This window comes from Butyrivibrio sp. XBB1001, from assembly GCF_000424505.1.
Classification (GTDB): Bacteria; Bacillota; Clostridia; order Lachnospirales; family Lachnospiraceae; genus Butyrivibrio.
Window position 1 is genome coordinate 73027 of the sequence record NZ_AUKA01000006.1, and the last position, 23667, is coordinate 96693.

Genomic DNA, 23667 nt, shown 5'->3' on the forward strand with positions numbered 1-23667 from the left:
CAAACGGCATCACTTTTTATTCAAAATGATGCCGATTCATTATCAAAATGTAATTATGCGTTCTTGCCGTGGCACTTTTTGTACTTCTTACCACTTCCGCATGGGCATGGATCGTTAGGATAAACCTTGTTCTCTTTTCTTACTGTGTGAGAAGCCTTCTCCTCTTTGTAAAGAGCCTTAAGCTTGTCCTCATCAAAGATTTCCTTCCACTCCTCAAGACCATAGAGCCAATCGGCACCTGCAGCTACCATGTTCTTGTAAAGAAGTTCCTTGTCAAAACCAAGGTTAACCTCTGTATCCTCAGTCATATCGTCGATTGGGTTCTGCTCCTTAAGGGAATCGTTGATACCATCAAGGAATCCAACCATATACATTAGCTCAACGCCATATTTCTCAGCAAGGCCCTTAACTGTACCTGTAACTACCTCGTCAGGGTTCTTGAGAAGCTGAGCATAGATATCGCGCTCCTTCTGAAAATAATCTGTCCATAATCTCTGAAGATCGCCCTTGTTGGCAGTCTCAGAATAGGCCTTGTCACGCCACTCTTGTAATAATGCCATAACTAATACTCCATCCTTATATAATAAAATTTATTGTACACGTCATTGTAAATGCATGTATGCAATATTCTAATATATTTGTCTTGTGATGTAAACCTTACACTTTCATTAGTTCTGTGCCTGGTTATTTGCGATATTTTCAGCCTGTTTCAAGGCATTAGCAAAAAACTGTCCTTTTTTAATACTCTCCGACACTTTCACTGCATTCTCAGAAATTTCATGGTATTGATCATCCGAAAGCTTATCCATGATATCTTTAATCTCATTTAACGACTCTATTAAAATACCACATTTATTCTCTGCTACAAATTCTGATAGGGCAGCTTCTTTCCATATAAGAACCGGTAATCCACATGACAGATAAAAAGATGTCTTATGCGGATTATTGATTTTTAGATACTGACCATAAAAACCTGAACAAGTATCCAAACTGTCACCATCCCAGACAAGTCCAAAGCTTCCTGACACTTTATCAGACAGTTCCTCCGGAGAAAAAGATCCTTTGTATGAGATAGTATCGTTTTGAATACCTTTATAACCAAGCCCATAAAGATTAAATTTCACATTTTCCGGAAGCTTGTACACAAATCCAGACTTCTCATCTGAAAAATTACCTGCTACTATCACGGTCTTATCAAAAGATCTGTCTTTGGCAGGCTGATCCGATAAGTAATCAAATATCTTAAGTGTAATAATTTTTTTCTCATCAACTCCCATTACCACAAGAGCAGCCTTCATCCTATCGTTGTGTGCAATTATCACATCACACAGAGCTAAAACTCCTGTTTCTTCCGCTTTCCTGCGGATTCGTTCCTTGCATGAAGCAGCTTTGCTCATTGAAAACCTAAGGGTATCAAGATCATGGAGTATTGCATATATCTTTACTCCTGCACGCTTTTGCTTTTTAAGCAATTTTGAAAATAATAGTGTATGCTGTCTGAGCGGCAACTGCAGCAGTAAAACATCACCTTTACCAAGCTTTGGAATATTTTGCTTCCAATTCTCATATACCTTGAAATGTGTAGCATGACTAAATGCATACTTCGGATCGACCAAAGGCAGTTTCAGCAGTTCAAAGCCATTGGCCTGTGCCACCTGCTCAATATCTGCCCTAGCCTTTCCTATAGCTGTTTTACCTAAATTATTGTCACATAAAGATTCGCTTACTATATATTTCATCTATGTTCCCCACACCTCATACACATATATAACCCACAACAAAACCGTATTTCTGAAATTTCACTCAGAAAATAATTATATATACGTTTTAAGGCTTCGGTCAATAACACTATTATTTTCTATTCATAGTAAAAGAATTACCGTCTTTCCAAAATCAAATGATGGCGAAAGCAGTGTAAGATGATATAATCATGTGAGGTATGACTTTAGTATTGGGAGGGGAACTAGAAATGGTCAATCTTAACATCACACCTCCAGAGGGCTTTTTAGAACCTGAGGAAAGATGTGGATATGCTGTTACCAGACAGAGTAAAGAAATCTGGGCAGTTTTATTAGATCTTTTAAATGAACTTGAAAAGGTATGTCAAAAACACGACCTTCATTTTTTTGTAGATAGTGGAACACTACTTGGGGCAGTAAGGGAAAAGGGCTTTATTCCTTGGGATGATGATATAGACGTAGTCATGCTAAGGGAAGACTATGACAAGCTTTTGGAAATTGGGGATTCAGAATTCAAGCATCCTTACTTTTTGCAAACTCCATACAATGATGAGGGATTTCTAAGGCCGCATGTTCAGCTGCGCAATTCCGAAACTGCAGCCATACTTTCAAACGAGGCACTAAAAGTGCCCTTCAATCAGGGAATTTTCCTAGATATTTTCCCTGTCGATGTCACTTCTAAATCAAGACTTTTTAATAAGCTTAAATGTAAACTGCTGAATTTTTACAGAAGATCTTTTGGTTATGTATATATTGCTACTCCCCCCAAGACCTTTAAGGGCTTTGTCATGGGGAAGTATGCTGACAAATGTAGGAAAGATCCCGCCAAAGCTTATAGAAAATTTGATAAATGGTGTCACTTTATTCCATTCAAAAGCAATCTTGTGGATAAGGTCACCTTTTACAAATTTTTCAACAAATACAGATACCTTGAAAAAAAATGGTTTGCAGAGACTCTGTATTTACCTTTTGAATTTACCAAAGTGCCTGTACCTGCAGGATATCATGAAATATTATTACGGTACTATGGCAAAGATTATATGATACCCAAGCAGCAGGCAGCAATACACCAACAATTTGGAAAAGTTATAAACAGTACGGAGGAATCCTATACAAAAGTGCTGGAAAGAATGCGCCAAGAAAAAGGATAATGGGGGAATAAAATATGCAGGCAATAATATTGGCAGCAGGAATGGGGAAAAGACTTAAAGAACTCACTGCTAATAACACAAAATGTATGGTAAAAGTCAACGGAGTATCACTTATCCAACGTATGCTTGAGCAGCTTGATAAGCGTTACTTATCCCGTATTGTAATCGTGGTTGGATACAGAGGTCAGGATCTTATTGATTTTATTGGGACTCTTGGTATCAACACGCCTATTACATATATAAACAACCCAATTTATGATAAGACCAACAATATCTATTCTCTTGCTCTTGCAAAAGATTGGCTACGCAAAGAAGATACACTTCTTTTTGAATCAGATCTTATTTTCGAAGATGCAGTTCTTGATGAAATCATAAACGATCCAAGACAGACTCTGGCTCTTGTGGATAAGTACGAATCCTGGATGGATGGAACCTGCATCAAGATTGGCAGTGACGATTCCATTGAGGCCTTTGTTCCAGGCAAAAGATTCAAATTCAGCGAAATCAAGGATTATTACAAGACAGTAAACATCTATAAATTCAGTAAGCACTTCTCTGAAACTCACTATGTACCTTTCCTTGAAGCATATCAGAGTGCTCTCGGTGAAAACGAATACTATGAACAGGTTCTTCGTGTTATCACTATGCTTGATGACCCTGAAATCAAAGCAAAAAGGCTTAGCGGTCAACTCTGGTATGAGATCGATGACATTCAGGATCTGGACATAGCGCAGTCAATGTTTATTCCTGATGAGGATCAACGTGTAAAACTCCTTCAGGGACGTTACGGTGGATACTGGCGTTATCCCAAGTTAATGGACTTCTGTTACCTTGTTAATCCCTATTTTCCACCTGAAAGAATGAAGGATGAACTAAGAGCAAACTTTGATACTCTTCTCACAGAATATCCTTCTGGCATGCGTGTTAACAGCCTTTTAGCTGCCAAGAACTTTGGAGTTCATCAGGAGAATATCCTTGTTGGTAACGGCGCAGCAGAACTTATCAAAAGTCTCATGGAACACTTTGATGGAAAACTTGGCATCATAAGGCCCACCTTCGAAGAATATGCTCACAGATACGATAAGGATATGGTATTAGCATATTGGCCAGGTAATGACTGCTACACCTATACAGTAGATGACATTACCTCCTTCTTTGAAGATAAAGATATAAGTAATCTGGTGCTCATCAACCCTGACAACCCTTCTGGTAACTATATTCCTTACGCTGATATTCTTAAGCTTATTTCCTGGACAAAGCAAAAGGGAATTAAGCTGGTTATCGATGAGTCCTTTGCTGACTTCTCTGATGAGCTTAATAACACATTGCTTGACCAACAGCTACTTGATGACAACAAACACCTTTTTGTAATGAAGAGTATTTCCAAATCTTACGGTGTTCCTGGCCTTAGGCTTGGTGTCCTCGCATCCGGAAACCAGGAAGTTATCGAAGATATGAAAAAAGACGTAGCTATCTGGAATATCAATTCCTTTGGCGAGTTCTATATGCAGATATCTGAAAAATACAAAAAGGATTATGTTGCCGCTCTTGAAAAATTCCGTGAGGAAAGAAAGCGTTACACAGAAGGACTCTCCAAAAACAAGCACCTTAGGGTTATCCCAAGTCAGGCCAACTATGTTATGGCTGAGGTTCTAGGCGGAATGTCGGCCGAGGCCCTTACAAGAACTCTTATAGTTAAACACAATATCCTTATTAAAAACCTCAGTCCCAAAATGGACGTAAATAACAGACAGTACATTCGGCTTGCAGTAAAGACGAAAGAAGAAGACAATGCTATTATTGCAGCTCTGGAAGACGTACTTGGAGAGAAGGAATAACGCTAATGAATATCTGTATTGTTGGAGGGGGACATATTGGAACAACCCTCACATGTTATATAAAGAATCACAATCCAGCTGATAAGGTATCTCTTTTTACCAGAAGGCCCGAGAAATTCTCAAAAGTATTAAAGTGCAACGACTGGGAAGGAAGCTTTTCCTTTGAAGTTGAACCTGACAATATTTCCGGGGACCCTTCTGTTGCCGCAAAAGATGCTGACATTGTATTTATCGCACTTCCGCATTTTGCCGTAGAAAAAGCATTTAAAGACATTGCTCCCTATGTTTCAGATAGCGCCTTAATAGGAGTTTTGCCAGGAGGAGGGGGCTGCGAATTTTTCTTTGGAAAGTATTTTACAAACTCCCAGACTCTCTTCGGATTCCAGCGAGTTCCTTTTACAGCAAAACTTGAAAAATACGGACAGGAAGCTAATTTAAAGAGCTGGAAGCCCTTTAGCGTCGTAGGAACCCAAAGGCCTGAAAGACTTGACTGGGCATGTGAACAGATAGAAGCATGCGGCCTAAAAACAAAGAAGGCCGACAATTACTTATCAGTAGCCCTTACACCTACTAACCCTATACTCCACACTTCAAGAACTTATGAGATTTTTGGAAAATACACAAAAAACCATGTTTTTAGCGATAAATGTAAGTTCTATGTAGGTTGGACAGATGAAGCCTCTCATACGCTTCTAACCATGGATTCTGAATTGCACCAGATTCTTGATAAAATCGATGAACTGGATACCAGTGCCATAAGACCACTTACAGAACACTACGAATCACCTACTGAAGGGGCCATGACTGCAAAAATTAACAGCATAGCTACATTCCAGTCGGTATATGCGCCTATGATAGAGGTTCCCGGAGGATTTTCTTCGGACACAACATCCCGTATGTTTACTGAAGATTTCCCATGGGGGCTTGCTATTATCAGATCCTATGCAGATATTATAGGAACGAAAGCACCTATGATGGATAAGCTTTTATCCTGGTACGCGGAATATATGGGATTAGAATGGTATGTTGATGGTAAATTTATAGGAAAAGATCTAAAAAGTACAGGAATTCCTCAGATTTATGGTGTCAATAACAGGAAGAAATTACTAAGTTATTATTTGTAATAGTAGGAGAAAAAATGGATCAGGAAATACTAACAAAAATAGAAGCTGTGGTAGATGCACCCACTTGTTACACAGAATCTGAAAGAAAACCACGAGAAGTCAGACTGCATGAGATTACCGACTGGTATAACAAATACAATGACGTCAACGTATGCTATAACCTCTATGGAATGGACAGGGTAGAAACCACTAACTTAGATCAGTGGCTGGACAGAGGCATCTTCCTCAAACAGAGGCATGACGTAAATGCGACATATTACCCTGAAGGAAGTGCATTTCCCTATGACTACACCCTTTTCATGCGTGATAAACAGTCATTTGAAATGCTCATGAGATCTATTCACGGCAATACCAATGCTTTTTGCAGATCCTATGGAATATATGAAAATGGAAAGCTTTATAGTTTTTCCGAAGATGGGGGCAAAAAAGAAATCACGGCGGATATCTTTCTCAAAGATTTTTCAGGAAAAAACGTGGTTTTCAAAAGCACGTTTGGCTGCAGTGGTACAGGCGTAATGGTAGCAATGGTTCAGGATAATAAGATTATTTATGACTCAAAAACCTTTACTATAAAAGAGTTTTTGGACTCACTATATAATCCAAGATCCAACTGGCTTATCCAGGCATTTATCACTCAGCATCCTACCATGAACAAATTCAACGATACCTCCGTAAATACCATGAGAATTGTAACTTTCAATACTGGAAAAAGAGTAGTTATAACCACTGCAGCTTTAAGATTTGGTAAACATGGTAAGCTTGTTGATAACGGCGATATGGGAGGATTATTTACTGGTGTTAATGATGATGGAACCGTAAGAAATGATATGTTCAGCTTTACAGAAAAAAAGCGATATGAAAATCCCAATGCAGGTTTAAAAATCCCTTTCTGGAATGAAGCAAAAGAGCTTGTTATTAGTACTCACGAAAGAATTCCGGAGCTTTTTACAATTGGCTGGGATGTAGCCATTACACCAGAAGGGCCTATGATAGTTGAAGGAAATGACGGATGGGATCCAAATCTTTCTCAAACGCCAGTTGGATACGGACTAAGAATAATCTGGGATAAACTAGTTAAGGAGCGGTCAGAATTCTGACCACTCCTTTTCATTTTTCTATATAATCATTTAAATAGCTTCGCAAATTATCAGGTCTTTCCTTGGCAAAAGTTCTCATGTTTTCTATTCTTGCAAGCCATCTTTGATAGGTATACAGATCCTTTTCAGAATAAGTATACTTAAATTTATTTTTTATCCTCTTTAGCCATCCATCCTGCGTATGCCATCTTGAAAAGTGCGCCGGCATCTCAGAGTCATATATGGACTGAAGCTCGTCAATCTGCGCAAGTACCTTCTCAGAGGAGAAGACAGTATCAAGACACTGATCAAATCTTTCAAAAAAATCTGCCTTAAACTTTTCATTCTGCATAAGTGCAATGATTATTTCTCTGTTATCATCAAAGTTTAAGTTGACTCCATCAAGTATTTCCTTGTCGTAATCCTCAGTCAGAACATACTCTACAGAATTAAACTCCGGGTATAAAAAGGCATCATCGAGATCAAATAGAACCAGTCTCCACTTATTGTCCCCATATTTGTTACCTGGCTGCGTAGCCCTCCATATGCGGAAGTTATTGCCAGGCCAGTCGTCATTACCATAGTAGATTTCCGCGATGAAGTAATCCATAAAACTCTCCACATCAATCTTATCTGCAACATAATCAAAGTTTTCCTGCACTGACAAATCATGTGTCTTAACATATTCAACAAGATTGAGATAATCTTGAAGGTCCTGCATAGTGCCTTCTGAAATCTCTGGCACGTAAGGGTCTATACCAGTATTAAGCTTAATAAGGCTTAAGTTTGATGGATTTATTCCGTAATGCCTATTAAAATAATCCGCTCCGTATGCTTCTCTAATATTATGTATTCCCCAGTATTCTCCATTTATGAAAAGTACTGCAGGCTCTGCTGCCTGATAGGTAATATTCATATTATCAGCTACAAGTGACTGAGCCAAAATATCACAAAACATTGACTTGTTAAAATCAGTTCCCCCTGCCCTAAGGAGCAGACTATCAGCCCCTTCTGCATTTTGTGTTACATTTGCCTGTGGAATGAGCTCAAACATGCCAGCATCAAAAGACTCTCCATTGTCTGCCATTGTCACTTTAAGTCCCTTGGCAGCGTTGGACCTGGAGGCAGCACCCATGATTTCTACTTCTACTTCATTATCTGCAAGTATCGCTCCACTGCTGTCCATGATTTCAAGGTGTGCTTTTACCTTTTCTTCCGCATTGTAATTTGCAGGTGGAAAAACAGTGTTTGTGCTCTCTTTGTTATATTTTTTCCAGATATAATATGTCTCGCCGGGAACGTAGATTCCGTCGCGCTCATCAAACATATCAGCCGGGTCAACTGTAAGAGATACTATATTTAAATCTGTTTCAGGAGAAATGAAATAGGATTTAGTGACTATTTCATCAGACATAGCCCCATTTTTCATGGTTCTGGCCCTTACCACAGTTCCTTTATATAAATAAGTATTTTCCCAATAGTAATTCATTTCGTAATTGGGCGTGGTCTTGGCATTGCCAATCACATTAGGTTCACCACTCCTGTCATAGACATGTATCGGCCCTGAATAGATGGCTGAACTCTCATCTGGTTCTGATCCATCCAGCGTATAAATAATTTGAGTGTCATCATCTTCTGAAGTCAACGTTAGATAAAAGTCCGATGAATACACTCCGGATTCGTTTGAAAACTCTGGTGGAGAAAGCTCATCATCAAGCCTCACCAGATAGGAGATGGGCCTGGTATTATTAATCTTTTCCGGAGTTGCATTAGATAAAACAGCCAGAGCTCTTGGCTCCTTGGCAGGTCTTCCAACAGATACTCCGGGGTCAACCGGGGCAGAAATATGAAGCTTATCAACGCAATCCCTGCCGTAGTACAGAGTAATAGTATCTGAAGAACTTATCATAAAATCCGTATGCATCTGACCAGCCTCAGTTACCTTATCCTTGGCTGATGCCCATACTATAAGATACTCTCCAGGCTCCATCACATAGTTAGGAAAATACCACCTTCTGCTTGCTCCCACGTGATCAGCGATAGACATGCCCCATAAATTAACTGGCTTATCCCCATAATTGTATAGTTCGATCCAGTCGCTGTTATCTCCATCCTCATCTCTGTATAGACCAAGACCTGAGTACATAACTTCATTGATGCACAGAGTCTTTCCAGTCTCATTTTGCGGGTAATTATCCAGATTTCTATATTCAGTTTTTATGCAGAGTATCATAACAGCGAATGCAAGGATTGCCGCAAACATCCCCAATACCCTATAGAAATTACGGTGTTTCACCCCTTCACCCCGCTACTTCGCCGTTATAAGTAACAACATTGATTGCTGAAATACCTGATATTTTTCTCAGCTCTTTTGTAAGCTGCTCTTCCTGTCCCTTCTTAAAGGTAACCTCATACGTCATATCAAGCTTTGAATCTGTGATGTTTTTCATCTTAAGAGCATTCTTGGAGCAATACTGGTCAATTGTCTTTGAAACCAGTTCAGCCTCTACAGAAGAATCACCATGGACGATCACAAGATATGAAGTCACATCCATCACACCTCTACTTAAGAAAAGAAGTACCAGTGCTATAATGATGCTTCCCAAAATAGCGATGGTATAAATTCCTGAACCGCAGGCTATACCTACAGCAATAGCCCAGAAAATAAACGCACTATCCTTGGCATCCTTGACAGCGGTCCTGAATCTGATGATAGAAAGAGCACCCACCATACCAAGTGAAAGAGCAAGGTTGCTTCCTATGATCATCATTACCATTGTAGTTATTATAGTTACCAGTAGTATTGTCACATTAAAGTTCTTGGAATACATTACTCCAGAGTAGGTTTTCTTGTAGATAAAATAGATAAAGAAAGCCAGAAAAACGGACATGATAAGTCCAATTGCAATCTCAGAAATTGAAATGTTAGTGTTATTTTCAAGTAAATAATAAAGAAGTTCCTTTTTGTTCATACTATCCCCCTATCCCAATAATTCTCTTGCCATGCAGTATTTACTTACTGACGAGTTTAGAATTCTTGCTGTACTTATTGCATTCTTTATATATTCTGGAAGCATCTGATCAAACTTAACTTCAAGAACCATCACCTGTTCTGTTATCACTGGTGTCATCGAAAGATCTGGATCAAAGAGTCTGTCTGAAAATGCTGCCCTTATATTTTTGTCAAATGTAACTCTCACATTGTGCTCTGGATAAATAAAGGCTTCCCTCTCATAATCAACGATAACCTTGGGAGTATAGACATTATCCACCATGATGTTCTTAACCTTCCTCGACACATTGGCTTCAAAGCCGTCAAGGGCATCAAAATCCCCATCTATTATCCGCAAAGCATCATCCCTTGTTATAGAAAGAGATTCCTTTTGCATATAAGAGTTAAACCTGTTTTTTACTTCTAATTTCACCTTTTGAGAATCAGTATCATATATCCTTAGCCTTATCTTTTTCCTGTTCTCAATCCCTGCTACTTTGTTCATGTAATCAACATTATCCACAGAATCAAAATACAGGCTCCTGATAAAATACTCGCCTCTTGCTCCCATGTTGGGATCTGGCTCCATTATGTTCTGCAGCATCTGCCTGAGATAATAGTATTCGTAGAGGCTGATGTAATACTTTAGTTCACTCCGGTATACGTTTAATAGTGTTTCGCCCATAGTCCACCCGCCTCTATCTGCAATGCCTACTTAGAAATCTGTACATTCTATACACTGCATAAGCATTACCTGTAAGAGCAAAAACCTTAACAAATATCTTCCTGGGCTCTAACCTGGCAAGCTTTAGAGCGCTTCTGAACTTTTCATTACGACATATATTTCTGATCAGTCTGATTCTGGTAGCACGGTCAAGATTGTCGTTGTTACTAATCTGTTTAAGATTGTTGGTTACAAGCCTTACATATAAAGTACTAAGCTTCGATATCTGTTTGCTATTATCAGTATGCAATCTGCAATAATCCAAAGCGTTATCATAAAAAAATGTAACTGAATCAAAATATCCATCTACATATTTGGTAATAAGACTTCCAGCACTCCTGATATAGTAAACATAGTACATATTGTCATTTACAACGATCTTCTCTGCCTTTTTGAGCATCCTGACTGAAAAAATAATATCCTCATAGATTGGATACTCCGGCAAAAACTCGAGATTATTTTCCTCAAGAAAACTCCTGCGATATATCTTATTCCAAGGGGCATTAAATACCTCATGATCTACCGCAAGCTGAAGATAGTTGTCAAAAAACTCATCTCCATTCCCCACAAATCCTCTTCCTAAGATATTATCCTTGCGCTCTCCTGTATCCAGATTGTGATACCAGAAACCAAACATCACAACATCTGCATTATGTTCTTCTGCCAGCCTGACATTATCTTCAATAAGACTTGGAATAACATCATCATCCACATCATAGAAATACACATAATCTCCCGAAGAAGCCTTTATACCTGCATTTCTCGCAGTACTAAGTCCACCATTTGGCTTATGAATGACTTTAAATCTACTATCTCCCTTAGTCAGTTCATCACACATTATGGAAGTCTTATCTGTACTTCCATCATCAACTAAAACAAACTCGAGATTACTATAGGTCTGTTTCTTTAGATTACAAATACAATTATCTATATAGTTTTCGCCGTTATAAATCGGCACTATAATACTTACCTTTGAACCTAACAAAATACTCTCCACCCTTTTAAACGCTTCTCATACAACTGGCAGCTCTACAAAAAAGCAGCTACCCTCACCTAAGTTACTCTCGCACCAGACTCTGCCTCCATGCTGATCCACGATGCTCTTTACAATCGATAACCCCAGACCACTACTGGTCTCTCCCTCCGGGGTTCTTGACTTACTCACTCTGTATGTTCTCTCAAAAATATGTGACACCTCTTCTTTTGGGATTCCCGCTCCAGTATCTCTTACAAAAAAGCAAACATTATCCCCATAGCGCCCCATACCAAGAGTAATATCGGATCCATCCTCCGAATACTTCCTGGCATTAGTAAAAAGATTATCCAGCACTCTGCTCATCTTGCCGATGTCAATAGAAACAAAGCTGTCATCATCCTCAGGAATCTCTAATAAAAGATTCCTTCCTGAATATCTTTCATCAATCTGAGCCGCAAAGAAATACTCCTCAAGGAACTGCCCTATGGGCACTCTTTGCAATTTAAGCTCCTCTCTTCCACTTTCAATACTGGTCAGGTAAAAGAGATCCTGAACAAGGACTTCTAGTGTCAATGCCCTGTTATCTATAAGCCTTAGCATGTCGGTATAATCTTTAGATGAAGCCTCAAGCCCATCTTTCTCATCCCTGGCTTTCAGATAGTCTATGGCACTCCTTATAGCTGTTAGCGGTGCCCTCAGATCGTGAGATATATTTTCAAGCATAAGCGTTCTTTCATGCTCAGCTTCTTGTAGCTTTGCGTTAGCCTCTAATAACTTTTTTGACAGCTCAGCTACAGTATCACTGTCAACCTTGGGCTGCTCAAATTTTTTCTTGTCAGCCATATATTCTCCCCTTATTATCCTCAATGGCTTACCAGCTTGTAACCCTTAGACCATACAGTCTCTATAAGGTTATCCACACCTGTATTATCAAGTATCTTTTTACGAAGTCTTGAAACATTCACCATTACATTTCGCCTGTCAGTTTCAATATAAGTTCCCCACAACTTGATACCAATTTCTTCAAAAGTAATCTCTCTGTTCAGATTCTGAGCCAGGAACAATATCAGCTCATACTCTTTGTTGGATATTATTATTTCCTCATTTTGGTAAAAGAGTTTATGCTTTTCCTTGTCTATAACAAAATCCCCAAGGATTATCAGCATGCTACTACTCTTTTTTGAACCCCTCTGAGTGTTTCTCTTGATATTGGCAACTATCCTGACATAAACTTCCCTTAAGCTGTAGGGCTTTTCAATGTAGTCATCCCCGCCAGCTTCAAAGCCTTCTATCTTGTCATCCTCAGAGACCTTGCCCGACAGAAATAGAATGGGCACATTGGTAACATGCCTCATTTTCCTGCATAATTTAAACCCGTCTATTTCAGGCATCATAACATCAAGAAGGATACAATCCGGTTTGAATTTTTCCACAATTCCAAGGGCCTCTGAAGCTTCCGAACAAACCTGCACTTTACAGTTTTTATCTTCAAAGAATTTCTTATTAACCTCTAAAACTTCAAGATCGTCATCCACCATAAGAATTTTGTACATACCGTTTACCCCGCGATAGCAGACATCTTCTTATCTACTATTTGAATCTCTCTGTCACAATATTGCAGCACTGACCTTCTGTGCGTTATCAAAAGACAAGTCGGAGATGGATTCCATTTTCTGATTCCCTCCAAAACTCTAAGCTCTGTACTCTCATCAAGGGAAGAAGTTGCTTCATCAAGAATAAGGAATGGCGCCTTCTTAACAAGTGCCCGGGCAATTGCAATTCTCTGCGCCTGACCTTCAGAAATTCCTACTCCCTTTTCGCCAATGATGGTGTCTATCCCTTTCGGGAACTCCTTGATAAAATCGTAAGCCGCAGCGCTCTCAAGTGCTTCTACTATCTCCTCATCCGTAGCGTCCTTTTTACCCATACGGACGTTGTCTCTGATGCTGCCACTAAATAAAGTATTACCCTGAGGCACATAGGCGATAAACTGTCTGGCGTCGGGGCTGGCCTCTATGCTTTCACCCTTTTCATTGTAGAATTCAATATTACCTTTCATTCTATTGGTAAACGCCATGATAAGCCTTACAAGCGTAGTTTTACCAATTCCTGATTTACCAACAATAGCGGTAAATTCTCCCGGCTTAAAGTCTATGCTGGCATCTTCAAATACAAGATCATCTGTGTAGCCAAAAGAAATAGTATCTACCTTAACACCTATCTTTTCAGGTGTTATTGATTTGCCAAGATACTGCTCCTTGGGGAGATCTTGAAGTTCTATGATTCGTCCTGCAGATGCAAGCATTGAAATGATCCTTGGTATGAGCTGGGCAAGACTCACAATTGGCGCCTGGATCCTGTTTACCAATTGAAGGAAAACTGTCATTGTTCCGTAAGTAATAGTCTTATTAGCGATACAAATCGCCCCCCAGGCAAATGCTACAATGTAGCCCAGCTGAAAAGACAATCCCATGGCTGCTGAAGCATACATATTTGTTCTATTTTTCTTAAATACCCAGTAAATTCGCTCATCACGGAGCTGAGTAAGTCTCTCCTCTGAATAATCCTCAAGACAGAAAGACTTCTCGATCAGGATATTTGCAAGACTCTCCTGCATAAAGGAGCGATATTTGGATTCAGTCTGCTGAACCTTAACTGTAAGGTACTTGAGCTTTCTGCCCAGCCAGAAGCTTGCGATCATGGCTATTGGTGCCACCAGCAGTGCAAACAGCGCAAGTCTAAGATCGTAGTATGCCAGCGTACAGAAGGTTACTAAAAGCTCTACCATAAGTCTTAATATCGTTGGTATAGTATTAGCGATACCATCAGACACAGCACCCACATCACTTGTAAGTCTTGTCATCAGATCTCCTGTATGATACTTGGAAATATCAATCCAGCAGGTATCAAGAATTCTCCTATATACCTTCTTTCTTATTCCAAAGCCAAACTTCTCGTAAACGACTACAGCTAAAAGGCTACTTATAATGCCCATCAATTGGCTTCCCAAGATTACAGCTACATAGATGATTATGATTTTCCACAAGCCTGAAAGGTCACCAATAGAAGCCTTATCTATCAGCTTTTTTCCTATGATGGCCATTCCAACTGACATGAATGTTCCAAGAAAATCAAATCCCATAAGCAGGGCAAGCTGTGGAAGGTATGGCTTAGTGTAATTCAGACACCACTTAAAGTATTCAATTGCATCCTCTCGCCTATTCCAATAATGCTTAAGCTTCTCAATCTTACTCATCTTTTCTTACTGATCCTTGATCTAAACTTATCTACTACAGCATAGCCATCTGCTACACCATTGCCTCCGGTTACAAAAACTCTTCCTACCCTTATCCAGGAATGGGCTACCATTTTGTGGTTTCCATCTTCCTTAACCCCAAGATACATAGTGGACTCTATTCCCTTTTCTGCAAGAAGCTTCTGGGCTGTGAGCGCTCTTACAAGACACTTACTCTCCCATTTCGTCTTACTGCAGACCTGATTTACAGCGTAGGAGACTTTCTTGCAGTAGCGATATTCATCCATTGAGACATCTTCTGCAGATTCCTCTCCCTCAATGCCCCATTTTTTATTTAGTTTTCTTGTATCCTCATATAGCATCTGAAATCTGTAATACGCAGATAAACCCCAGGCTTTAAGGGTCACACTTTTATGTTCATTGTATCTAAGGAACCTATATCCTCTTCCTATGATGCCCATATCTCTCCTATTATAGTTCACTTCAATACATTAAAAGGTAACAGTTTTGTTAGATTTCTTTACACTTACGGTCTTGCTTGCTATCTTTATGCCATAGACAGCAAAGGAGGGCAAAATGTATGAAAACTTGGACTTCTCCAGAAATCAAGGAGCTCAATATCAGTAATACAGCGCTTGGTAATGCCAGATCTGGTTACTGTGATGCTGCAGTATATAGCATCGAGCTTCACAGAAACTTCTACTCCTTTAGTGGAGAAGGAGAAAAGAATCAGGATGACTGGCATGTAACACCTCAGAATCCTTGATTACACTCTAAAGAGTCGCATTTTACAGGCGACTCTTTTTTTCTTAATACAAAAGTCAACTTGCATATTCTCTTAAGAAGCAGTCCATTGCCAGTATTCTCACTATATCTTTGTGATTTTCTTCATTAACATCCTGCTTGAACAATTCTTTTACATTCCCTTCATTAAAGTACTCATAAATTTGATCAGTTAATGGTGTCCTCATTTTTTCATTACCAAATTTTTTAAGTCTCAAAACCGCATCCGGGCTCTGTACTCCTCTATGTCCCGGATCAAGCCTGATGCTGTCTGGTATCATATCCTTCAAATACTCACGCACTAATCGCCTTTCGAGGCCATCGTCCGTAAATGCTTTCTCCGGAAAAGATATACACAAATCTGCCATTCGCTTGTCTCTTGTAGGGTCTCTGAAAAGAACGCCATAGTAAATGCTTATCTTTGTGTCAAATATCCCCATAGTTTCTGTAAATGTTTCATCTAAAACCAGATTATTCTGTTTAACTCTAGGTTCGCAATCGTTGTAGCCTCTCATTTTATATAGATAACGATCCCTCTTTATTATCCTGTGCTTTTCAAGCAGGCCTCTTTTTAGATATTTTCTATCGAAACTTTTTTTATAATTGCTATCTATATTTAGATCAAAAAGAAGTTTCCCCAGCGCCTCTTCCCAAACAGCCTTCAACAATATTTTTCTTGGAACTCCATATCTTTTTCCAAATGCTGCTAGTTGCCTTTTTGCCTCCCTTATATTGCCTCCATAGAGTTCGTGGAATACTCTTGAAAAAACATTCCCACTGGACAATGTAAAGTTTCCATACTGGCCATTTAATAGAACCTGACAGCCTTTTTCTTTCATTCTTTTGACTATATCAATCATCCAGACCTGGTTAATCAGTGCTTTCCCTGGAACTTCAAACTTGTGGATCAACTCATCCATCTCGGTAAATGCGCTTTTCCCCTCACAGCTGGTAAAGGTCGGTTCAATATTCTCATACTTTTTGCAGAACTGCTTTACTCCCTCTGACTCATCCGGAATATATCCCTCATCATAGGTGTTTACGTAATCTTTTAAGGGAACAGAAGTAAAACCATATAGTTTTCCGCCCTTTTCAGAAAGTATGCTGGCGGCTACAGCAGCCACAGAAGTAGAATCAAGGCCGCTGCTTATTGTTGCTGCAACTGCGCCTCTGCATCTCATTGCATCTTCTACACACTTCCAGAAAATCTTTCTGAAGTTCTCCCTGTAGTAACTGTCTGGCTTATCATGAATAATACTTTTACAGGTAGGCCTATAATATTCTTTGGCAGCCTTTCTTACATTTTCTCCATCTATTCTTACTTCTACAACCTGCCCTCTGACCACCTGATAAATGTTGTCAAAAGGGGTTAGTTCAGGGAAAAGAACCATCGCGGCTGTATTTGTAAACTGACAGCCTGTGATCCACTTTTCATTTATTCCTCTATATTCTGATGGCATACAGTTGTATATAGGCCTGGATAGACTAGAGAAAAATAGCTCTTTTCCACAAATGCTATAATAAACGCAGCGTGTTCCCATATGATCTGTGTATAATCTGAACAATTGCTGATCAGTATCATATACTGCTATAGCAAAAAGGCCTTGTATATGCTCTGTAAAATCCTCATTCCAGATAGAATATGCCAAATACGTTAGGACTCCATCGGGCCACGCAGATACTGGCATATTTGAGACAGGATCCTTTTCCCCAAATAATCCTATAGAAAAATCTCTTATCTCCCCATCTGATAAGCAAGTCTTTATTTCGTCTATCAATTCATCTCTGCCATTTAAAACAATATCCCCAGTAAAGACTATTCCTCTCTTAAGATCTTTTATTGGAAGACGTTCATATTCTGCCTCTTTTGTAAAGAACTGTATTCCACAGGAAAAAAAGCCCCGATCAAAAGCTGTTTCCTCAAACCTGTCAATAGCGCAATCTTCATAGGTTTTCTTCATTTCTGTATTTAATTCTCTTACCTCAGAATCAAAACTTATATAACCCCATATTGCAGACATCTCTTTAATCCTTCAATACATCTAAAATACTGTTAACAAGCTTTACCCTAGTATCTCCGTCACAAGTTCTTGAAACATCCCAAATATCTATCTGTCCTGCCAGTGCAAAGCATTTCATCATTTCTTTTGGATGCAGTTCCAGCCCATGTCCATACAACCAATTTAAAAAGAATTTATCTGTAATAGCATTCACCTTATCAGCACCATCTATTTTCCTGATACTTACTTCCTCATTAGTTCCTTCAACAGTTCTAATGGCTATCATTCCATCTACTTTTTTCTTCTTATTTTCAAAAACTTCTTTTCTGATATATGAAAACTTATCTCGGTCCTCATTAACATAAGATAGTTTTTCAACATCAATATGATTATATTCCACAGCATCCCTGCACAGCTTTTGCTCTGGGAAGGCCGGGTAAGCATAAGCACAGCCGTCAGCCGTTTCTACATCAATCACAGAAATATCATCTGCGATAAGTTTAGCGCCTTTTTCAATTAGTGCCATAGCTGTAGTAGATTTTCCACTTCCACTATTTCCACATATGAGAATCGTCTTGTCACCCATCAAAAGAGTACTTCCGTGTAAAACAATCTTATTTCTCTGGGTCATCCCAAGTGCCACACAATTTCCAAGAAAAAAAGATCTTACAATACTTTCATCCACATCACTATATTTGGCGCATCTTATAGTTGTTTTATCATTCTCTGTTTTTATATCAAAATAGCCCGCCTGATTATAAAACCAACCCCCATTCTCAGTTAGGCCATATCCTTTTTTCTGATCTTGTCTGGCTTCGTCTGAATCTGAGTTTATAGTGTTATTCTCCATCAGCATTTCTATCTCAGCACTATCTTCTGAAAACTCATCTATAGCTAATAACTGCGGAAATTCAATATTTGATTGTACCTTTAATCCATATAGTTCATAGCAATACATCACATACTATTCCTTCTAGATAGTTTCAAGAATCTTTTTATAGACTCTTTCGCAATTATTCTTGTCATGGTAAAAAAAGAACTCTTTTGTCCGATTTAGATACTCATCTTCCATAGCGCAATTATTATCAATACACTTCTCAAGTTCGTAGATAAACGCCTCGTAACTAGTCACTACTGGTCCTAACCCATTTTCCTTGTAGCTAAATCCACACAGCTCAACATATGGATTATTCTTATAGTATCTGCCATCATCAAACTGATAATAAATTATTGGTTTATTAAGATAGGCAAAGTCATAGATACATGAGGAATAGTCTGTAATTATGATTGCTGCCTCTTTGTATAATTCTCTATATGGCTTCGTGTAAATGCTGCAGTTATGCGATACCGGAAGCAGTTCCTTAAATCTCTCCATCTCCGGATGAATCTTTATGCAGAGCTTGTATCCCCTTTTAGCTAATTCATCTAGTAATTTCTCATCCGTCATAATACGAGCAAGCTCTGAATAATAATAGGATTTTTTAAACTCTTCCTCTGTACTTCCAGCCAGTTCAGCACGCCAGGTAAAGGCAATAATTACGAGTTTCTTAGCTTCATTCTCTAATAAGTCAAATCTTGGAAAACCTAAATTCCAGATATGATCATCAGAAATACTATACTCATTTCTACATCTATTTAAGCTTTCCTGCCTACTGGAACACAAAATATAAAAATTTTTATGGCAGACAGGTGCTAGCATTTTAGCGATAGTATTTACAGCTACTCCATGCTGCAAAAAAATCTGTGGAGTCTCTGAATGTGACTCCATATGGATCAGCTGCGAACTAATATGACAATCACTGATACACAAAAGCATTTTGTACTTAAGTGATCCATAATCTACAACTTTCCCGATTTTATTCATCCTGGCGTAATCAGGACTGTCCTTGCTGATTGCAAACACCGAATTCACCGGCTTATCCTGCAGATACCTGAAAAAGGCTTCGCCATTATCCCCGGCAGATCTTTCCCTGTCGCTGACAAGCCAAATATGTTTTCGGAAAAAAAGTCTTCCTACTCCCCTTACTGAATTAAAAACTCCCCTCTTAAGAAACATAATCTCCCCCACAAAAATTACTTTCTAAAATTCAAATTCAATCTATGGTAAATATCCAGCATTTTCTCAACATTGTCTTTGTCCGTACTTTCAAGTTGTTGCCTGTGTTCCCTTGAAGACTTGCTGCTTACCCCGCATACGCCTCTTACAACCCATGCTATTGGAAGTAAGAAAGGAGCTTTATTTAACCATGTATACTTCTCCTTCATAAAATTGATGGATGGAAAATAGTAATGGACTTTGATATTTCTATTGCCTGTAGCAGTTTCTTTTGCAAGCTGCCCCCATACACCATTTTCTCCCCTGCCATAGATGCCACTGTCCAGCATGTAGGCAAAAAGATTTTCATAAAACTCAGGACATTCTCTGCTGTCGAGCCAGATAAATGCAAGTTCTCGCATTTCCCTTTCAAAGTCCCTGATCCCGCACTTTTCAAGTTCCTTATTAAGGTAATCTTTGTCCATCTGGTCTCCATATTTATTCATATAAACATAGATATCCATCAAATTTCTGATACCACACCCGGTTTCAAAGAAATGCTTGGCCATATGTGCAATCAAATAAACATAGAAATCTTCATGGCTAAACTCATAGGTATACTTTTTTCCATCTATGAGTCTTGCTCTAAAGTCATTAAAATATAAATGCTGACTATGGCCTACGCTTCCATCAAAAAGGCACCAATGTACTTCTACATAAAGATCATTTCCCTTGGTGAAGATCATGTGATGCTTGATGATGCCATGATTATCATAGCCAAGTTTCTCCATGACCTTAGCGGCCTTATCCAATGATTCATCATAGATAACAAGATCTATGTCGCTCATTTCTCTTATTTCAGGCGATGGATAGTCTCTTTTTATGATTGCCCCTTTTAACACCTGATGGCGAATACCTGCTGCCTCAAGGGCATTGGTTATCTCAGTAAATGCCCCCATCTGCATAAAGGTCCTAAATGTGCTCAGCTTAAGTGCCTGCCTGATGGTATCAGCATGTTCTTCATCTATGTCCAGCTTAATAAGCGAGCTAAATATCGGATAGCTGATTTGTCCAGTCTTAGCATAGCTCAGTAAATCATTAAGACTAACCTTTTCTGGAATTGGAGCAGGTTTTCTTTTTTCCAGACATGCCCTGATAAGTTCTGCGTAATAAAGTCTGATATCAACTAATGTCTCAGCCATCTGTATTGTCCTCATTTTCCTGCACTACTGTTTCGTCACCATTGTCTTCTGAACTATTCATTTCTTCATAGCTCTGCTCATCAGGATTTTCCTCTAAAGCCTGTTCCTCATACTGTTGAACATACGCCATATCACCGCCCTTCTGAGCCAGATCCCTTGTGTATTGCATAATGTAGTCTGCCCTGTTTTCAAAGAACTCATAAATATTATCTACCTGCATGCTAAACTCAGTCTCAGAATATGAGCTGTAGAATCTTGAATGTGAATCCATGGCAGGTTTTTTCATAAGATTTGAATAGTACTCTATAACCTCTGTATAGTTTTCCTTACTGAAATTCTCGGCTATCAGCTTCTCCATGATTTCAACCATACGATCACAGAATTCTTTGTTCATAAGAAGCGACTGAAACACCCTATCGCCATGAACCCCAGGCTGCATGAATGTATTTATTTTGTAATTCTGCTTTCTGGTGCTGTTCATGGTATCTCCTGTGAAATCCATGAGCCATCTCCATCTTCCATCAGAGTAGCCAGTACCACTAGAATCAACGGTCTTCCATGTTGAAGTTCTTGTTGTACCTAGTTTTGAATTAGCCAGATAAATATTGCCACATACATATGTAAGATAGCTATCAATATCCATCATCTCTTTAACATGCTCATAGTTTTCAGGCACGCTCATATCGTTTGAGGTTATATAATCTGTCAGACTTCTGAAGGACTGATTATAGACTCCATAATAATATTTTCTTATGTTAAGTCCATCTTCACTTACACCATATTCCTTAGCAAAATATTTGGTATCATAAGGAGCCTTGAGCATATACACGCCCCAGTATTCTCCATTGAGGAATAACACAACTGGCGTCATTTCATAGGTTCCAACAGCTGTATCCTCCAAAAGTCCGTTAGCAATATATTCTCTAAGTTTGCCATCCTCATCATCAAGGTTCTGCTGCACAATTAGCTCATAATTACCATCTATATAATCATGAAGTGATGAACCTACATATTTCCATATAGATCCATCCATAGTAATCTTAAAGGCCTTTTGAACAGAGTATACTTCGCTGTTGTAATAGATTCCTATCTTTCCATCACTCTCTAATGACTTGCCCTTAGAAGCTTCAAAAAAGGTTACCTGACAATCCTTTTTCTCTTTACTTAAATAATTGGAGAAGTTGCTGGGATGTGCCTCTCCTGCAATAAGCGCGTCATCGTATCCTTTACCGGAAACGTAAATACCGCTTTCATATCCAATCAGATCTTCCGGATCCATAGTGACTGAAATAATAGGAATATTCCTGTAAGATACATCCCTGGCCATATCAATAAAGTATATCTGTGAAGCCTGTCCAGTGACATTACCACTTCCGTCTACTCTTATGGCATTGACCACCATAGCTCTGTCAATAGCTCCACCTGTATATTTAGCCGTTTGATAATAGTCAAAGGCTATCTTTGAATATACCGCATCAGAGCTTGAGGGCTTTCTGATCATTATTGGTTCCACATATTCATCAGACTTTGTTGTTGGCATTGTACCATCTGTTGTGTAATATATCTTTTCCCCAGCGCCTGCTTCCAATGTAAGAGGAAAAGCCCCGGAATAAAAACCTGATGGGGTAGAGAACTTTATACCATCAAAGCTTACATATTCTATTTCTTTTGAGTCATTTGCCTTGCCCTTGGTAGGAGACATAAATCCCATCTCCTTACTATCAGCACTTCTCTTTCCGTAGCTCTTCCCTGCAGTTATCTGTGGAAGCATATATCCGGCAATATCATTGCCATCTTTGTCCTTAAGTGTGATTATGTTAACCTTGGCATCTCCTGGATTTTTCTTAAGGTCTATGGCGATGTACTGATTTTTATCAATTAAAGTTCCATCTCCTATGGTTCCGATTTCCTCCCCAGCCAGGAAAATCTTTATACCAGACAGATCGATGGAGTCGGTTCCAAAGTTGTAAAGCTCAATATATTTTTCTGAAGAAGCCTCGCTAAGCTCTATATAGTCGGTAAAAACTTTTTCTGTTTCTGCTACAGTAGATGCCACAAGCTCGCTGTCACTTTCAAGCATTTCTGATACCATCTCGCTGCTCTTTCTGGAGGCATAGATAATAAAAATCAAAAGACACAGGCAAATGATACTAAGTGCAATTATCAAAATATCTTTTAGATTAAATTTCTTTTTCATGTTTCAAAATCCTTCTGTCTAAAATATATAAGATCAAGGAAGCAATAATTGCTCCTATAAAGCCCCCGCTTAAGTTAGTAACAAGGTCAGTCACTTCAAAAGAACCTGTCCCTGTCATAAGCTGGATACATTCTATTCCAAAGCTAAAGAGGAAGCTTAAAAGTGTACACATGGCAATGTTTCGAATGTGTCCTTCTTCTTTCCTTAAAACTCTTATCAAAAAGCCAAATGGAACAAACAAAAAAACATTAAGGATGCTGTAAGCCGCCTGTTTCTGCCTAAACCATCCGCCCTTAATATATCCAAAATCCAAATGAGTTACTATCTGGCCTTCTTTTGAGCCGGGCTGTCTCCTGAATATGGTTATAAGAAGCATTATTCCTACATATACAAAAAGAAAATAGGCAGTAAAAAGCCCCCTTTTGGTAATATTCCCATTTATCCTCATCAGGATATATCCAGGAATAAGAATCACCAGGGCTCCTACAATAAACAAAAGCTCAATCTGTGACACATATATTCCCCGTAGCTGTTCAATTATAAGTCCCCAAATAACTGTAAAATAATAGTTCAT

Annotated in this window: 21 protein-coding genes; 5 read left to right on the forward strand and 16 right to left on the reverse strand. The window is 38.9% G+C overall.

Features of this window, described 5'->3' with window-relative positions; translation table 11 throughout:
- Positions 1–53: 53 nt before the first annotated feature.
- Positions 54–560, reverse strand: coding sequence for an SEC-C metal-binding domain-containing protein (locus G631_RS0106765; RefSeq protein ID WP_026488806.1), 507 nt, complete (start codon positions 558–560; stop codon positions 54–56).
- Positions 561–668: 108 nt separating this feature from the next.
- On the reverse strand, positions 669–1739 hold the full coding sequence (locus G631_RS0106770; protein ID WP_026488807.1) for a sugar transferase: 1071 nt from the start codon (positions 1737–1739) through the stop codon (positions 669–671).
- A gap of 230 nt (positions 1740–1969) precedes the next feature.
- On the opposite strand from G631_RS0106770, the gene G631_RS20110 reads away from it, so the two are divergent.
- Genes G631_RS20110 through G631_RS0106790 form a run of 4 tightly spaced genes read left to right on the forward strand, consistent with a single transcriptional unit; the run spans position 1970 to position 6949 of the window.
- The gene (locus G631_RS20110) at positions 1970–2890 is read left to right on the forward strand and encodes a LicD family protein (protein WP_051196962.1); all 921 of its coding nucleotides are present in this window, start codon (positions 1970–1972) and stop codon (positions 2888–2890) included.
- Positions 2891–2904: 14 nt separating this feature from the next.
- The gene (locus G631_RS0106780; protein WP_026488808.1) at positions 2905–4728 is read left to right on the forward strand and encodes an aminotransferase class I/II-fold pyridoxal phosphate-dependent enzyme; all 1824 of its coding nucleotides are present in this window, start codon (positions 2905–2907) and stop codon (positions 4726–4728) included.
- Between the two features lie 5 nt (positions 4729–4733).
- Positions 4734–5852 (forward strand): NAD/NADP octopine/nopaline dehydrogenase family protein, encoded by a 1119-nt coding sequence (locus tag G631_RS20115; protein ID WP_051196964.1) that lies wholly within the window; start codon positions 4734–4736, stop codon positions 5850–5852.
- A gap of 14 nt (positions 5853–5866) precedes the next feature.
- Entirely contained in the window at positions 5867–6949 is a 1083-nt protein-coding gene (locus tag G631_RS0106790; RefSeq protein ID WP_026488809.1) for a sugar-transfer associated ATP-grasp domain-containing protein, read from the forward strand.
- Positions 6950–6959: 10 nt separating this feature from the next.
- On the opposite strand, the gene G631_RS0106795 is transcribed toward G631_RS0106790, so the two are convergent.
- Genes G631_RS0106795 through G631_RS20120 form a run of 8 tightly spaced genes read right to left on the reverse strand, consistent with a single transcriptional unit; the run spans position 6960 to position 15337 of the window.
- A complete protein-coding gene (locus G631_RS0106795) occupies positions 6960–9191 on the reverse strand; it encodes a CotH kinase family protein (protein ID WP_026488810.1) in 2232 nt (743 codons plus the stop codon).
- A 37-nt stretch (positions 9192–9228) separates the two neighbouring features.
- On the reverse strand, positions 9229–9900 hold the full coding sequence (locus G631_RS0106800; protein WP_026488811.1) for a DUF4956 domain-containing protein: 672 nt from the start codon (positions 9898–9900) through the stop codon (positions 9229–9231).
- Between the two features lie 9 nt (positions 9901–9909).
- The gene (locus G631_RS0106805; RefSeq protein ID WP_026488812.1) at positions 9910–10605 is read right to left on the reverse strand and encodes a polyphosphate polymerase domain-containing protein; all 696 of its coding nucleotides are present in this window, start codon (positions 10603–10605) and stop codon (positions 9910–9912) included.
- A 13-nt stretch (positions 10606–10618) separates the two neighbouring features.
- A complete protein-coding gene (locus G631_RS18365; protein ID WP_051196966.1) occupies positions 10619–11629 on the reverse strand; it encodes a glycosyltransferase in 1011 nt (336 codons plus the stop codon).
- A 27-nt stretch (positions 11630–11656) separates the two neighbouring features.
- Entirely contained in the window at positions 11657–12463 is an 807-nt protein-coding gene (locus G631_RS0106815) for a sensor histidine kinase (RefSeq protein WP_026488813.1), read from the reverse strand.
- A gap of 20 nt (positions 12464–12483) precedes the next feature.
- The gene (locus G631_RS0106820; protein WP_026488814.1) at positions 12484–13173 is read right to left on the reverse strand and encodes a response regulator transcription factor; all 690 of its coding nucleotides are present in this window, start codon (positions 13171–13173) and stop codon (positions 12484–12486) included.
- A 5-nt stretch (positions 13174–13178) separates the two neighbouring features.
- Positions 13179–14876, reverse strand: coding sequence for an ABC transporter ATP-binding protein (locus tag G631_RS18370; protein ID WP_051196967.1), 1698 nt, complete (start codon positions 14874–14876; stop codon positions 13179–13181).
- On the reverse strand, positions 14873–15337 hold the full coding sequence (locus G631_RS20120; RefSeq protein WP_051196969.1) for a lasso peptide biosynthesis B2 protein: 465 nt from the start codon (positions 15335–15337) through the stop codon (positions 14873–14875). Before G631_RS20120 ends, G631_RS18370 begins: the two co-directional genes overlap by 4 nt.
- Positions 15338–15456: 119 nt before the next feature.
- Between G631_RS20120 and G631_RS0106835 the strand changes: the two genes are divergently transcribed.
- Entirely contained in the window at positions 15457–15642 is a 186-nt protein-coding gene (locus G631_RS0106835; RefSeq protein WP_026488815.1) for a hypothetical protein, read from the forward strand.
- Between the two features lie 55 nt (positions 15643–15697).
- Here the strand turns inward: G631_RS0106835 and G631_RS0106840 are convergent, their stop codons facing one another.
- The 6 genes from G631_RS0106840 to G631_RS0106865 are packed head-to-tail and all read right to left on the reverse strand — an operon-like array spanning position 15698 to position 23667.
- Positions 15698–17680 carry an asparagine synthase-related protein gene (locus G631_RS0106840; RefSeq protein WP_026488816.1) on the reverse strand — a complete coding sequence of 661 codons (1983 nt, stop codon included), beginning with the start codon at positions 17678–17680 and terminating at the stop codon, positions 15698–15700.
- Between the two features lie 4 nt (positions 17681–17684).
- Positions 17685–18617, reverse strand: a complete 933-nt coding sequence (locus tag G631_RS0106845) for an HPr kinase/phosphorylase (protein WP_026488817.1) — start codon at positions 18615–18617, stop codon at positions 17685–17687.
- 15 nt (positions 18618–18632) lie between these two features.
- On the reverse strand, positions 18633–19715 hold the full coding sequence (locus G631_RS0106850; protein ID WP_026488818.1) for a CDP-glycerol glycerophosphotransferase family protein: 1083 nt from the start codon (positions 19713–19715) through the stop codon (positions 18633–18635).
- 17 nt (positions 19716–19732) lie between these two features.
- Positions 19733–20896: a nucleotidyltransferase domain-containing protein gene (locus G631_RS0106855; protein ID WP_026488819.1), complete on the reverse strand. Its 1164-nt coding sequence runs from the start codon at positions 20894–20896 to the stop codon at positions 19733–19735.
- Complete coding sequence (locus G631_RS0106860) at positions 20889–23093, reverse strand: CotH kinase family protein (protein ID WP_026488820.1); 2205 nt, start codon at positions 23091–23093, stop codon at positions 20889–20891. Before G631_RS0106860 ends, G631_RS0106855 begins: the two co-directional genes overlap by 8 nt.
- Positions 23077–23667 (reverse strand): VanZ family protein, encoded by a 591-nt coding sequence (locus G631_RS0106865; RefSeq protein ID WP_026488821.1) that lies wholly within the window; start codon positions 23665–23667, stop codon positions 23077–23079. The genes G631_RS0106860 and G631_RS0106865 overlap by 17 nt, the downstream gene beginning before the upstream one ends.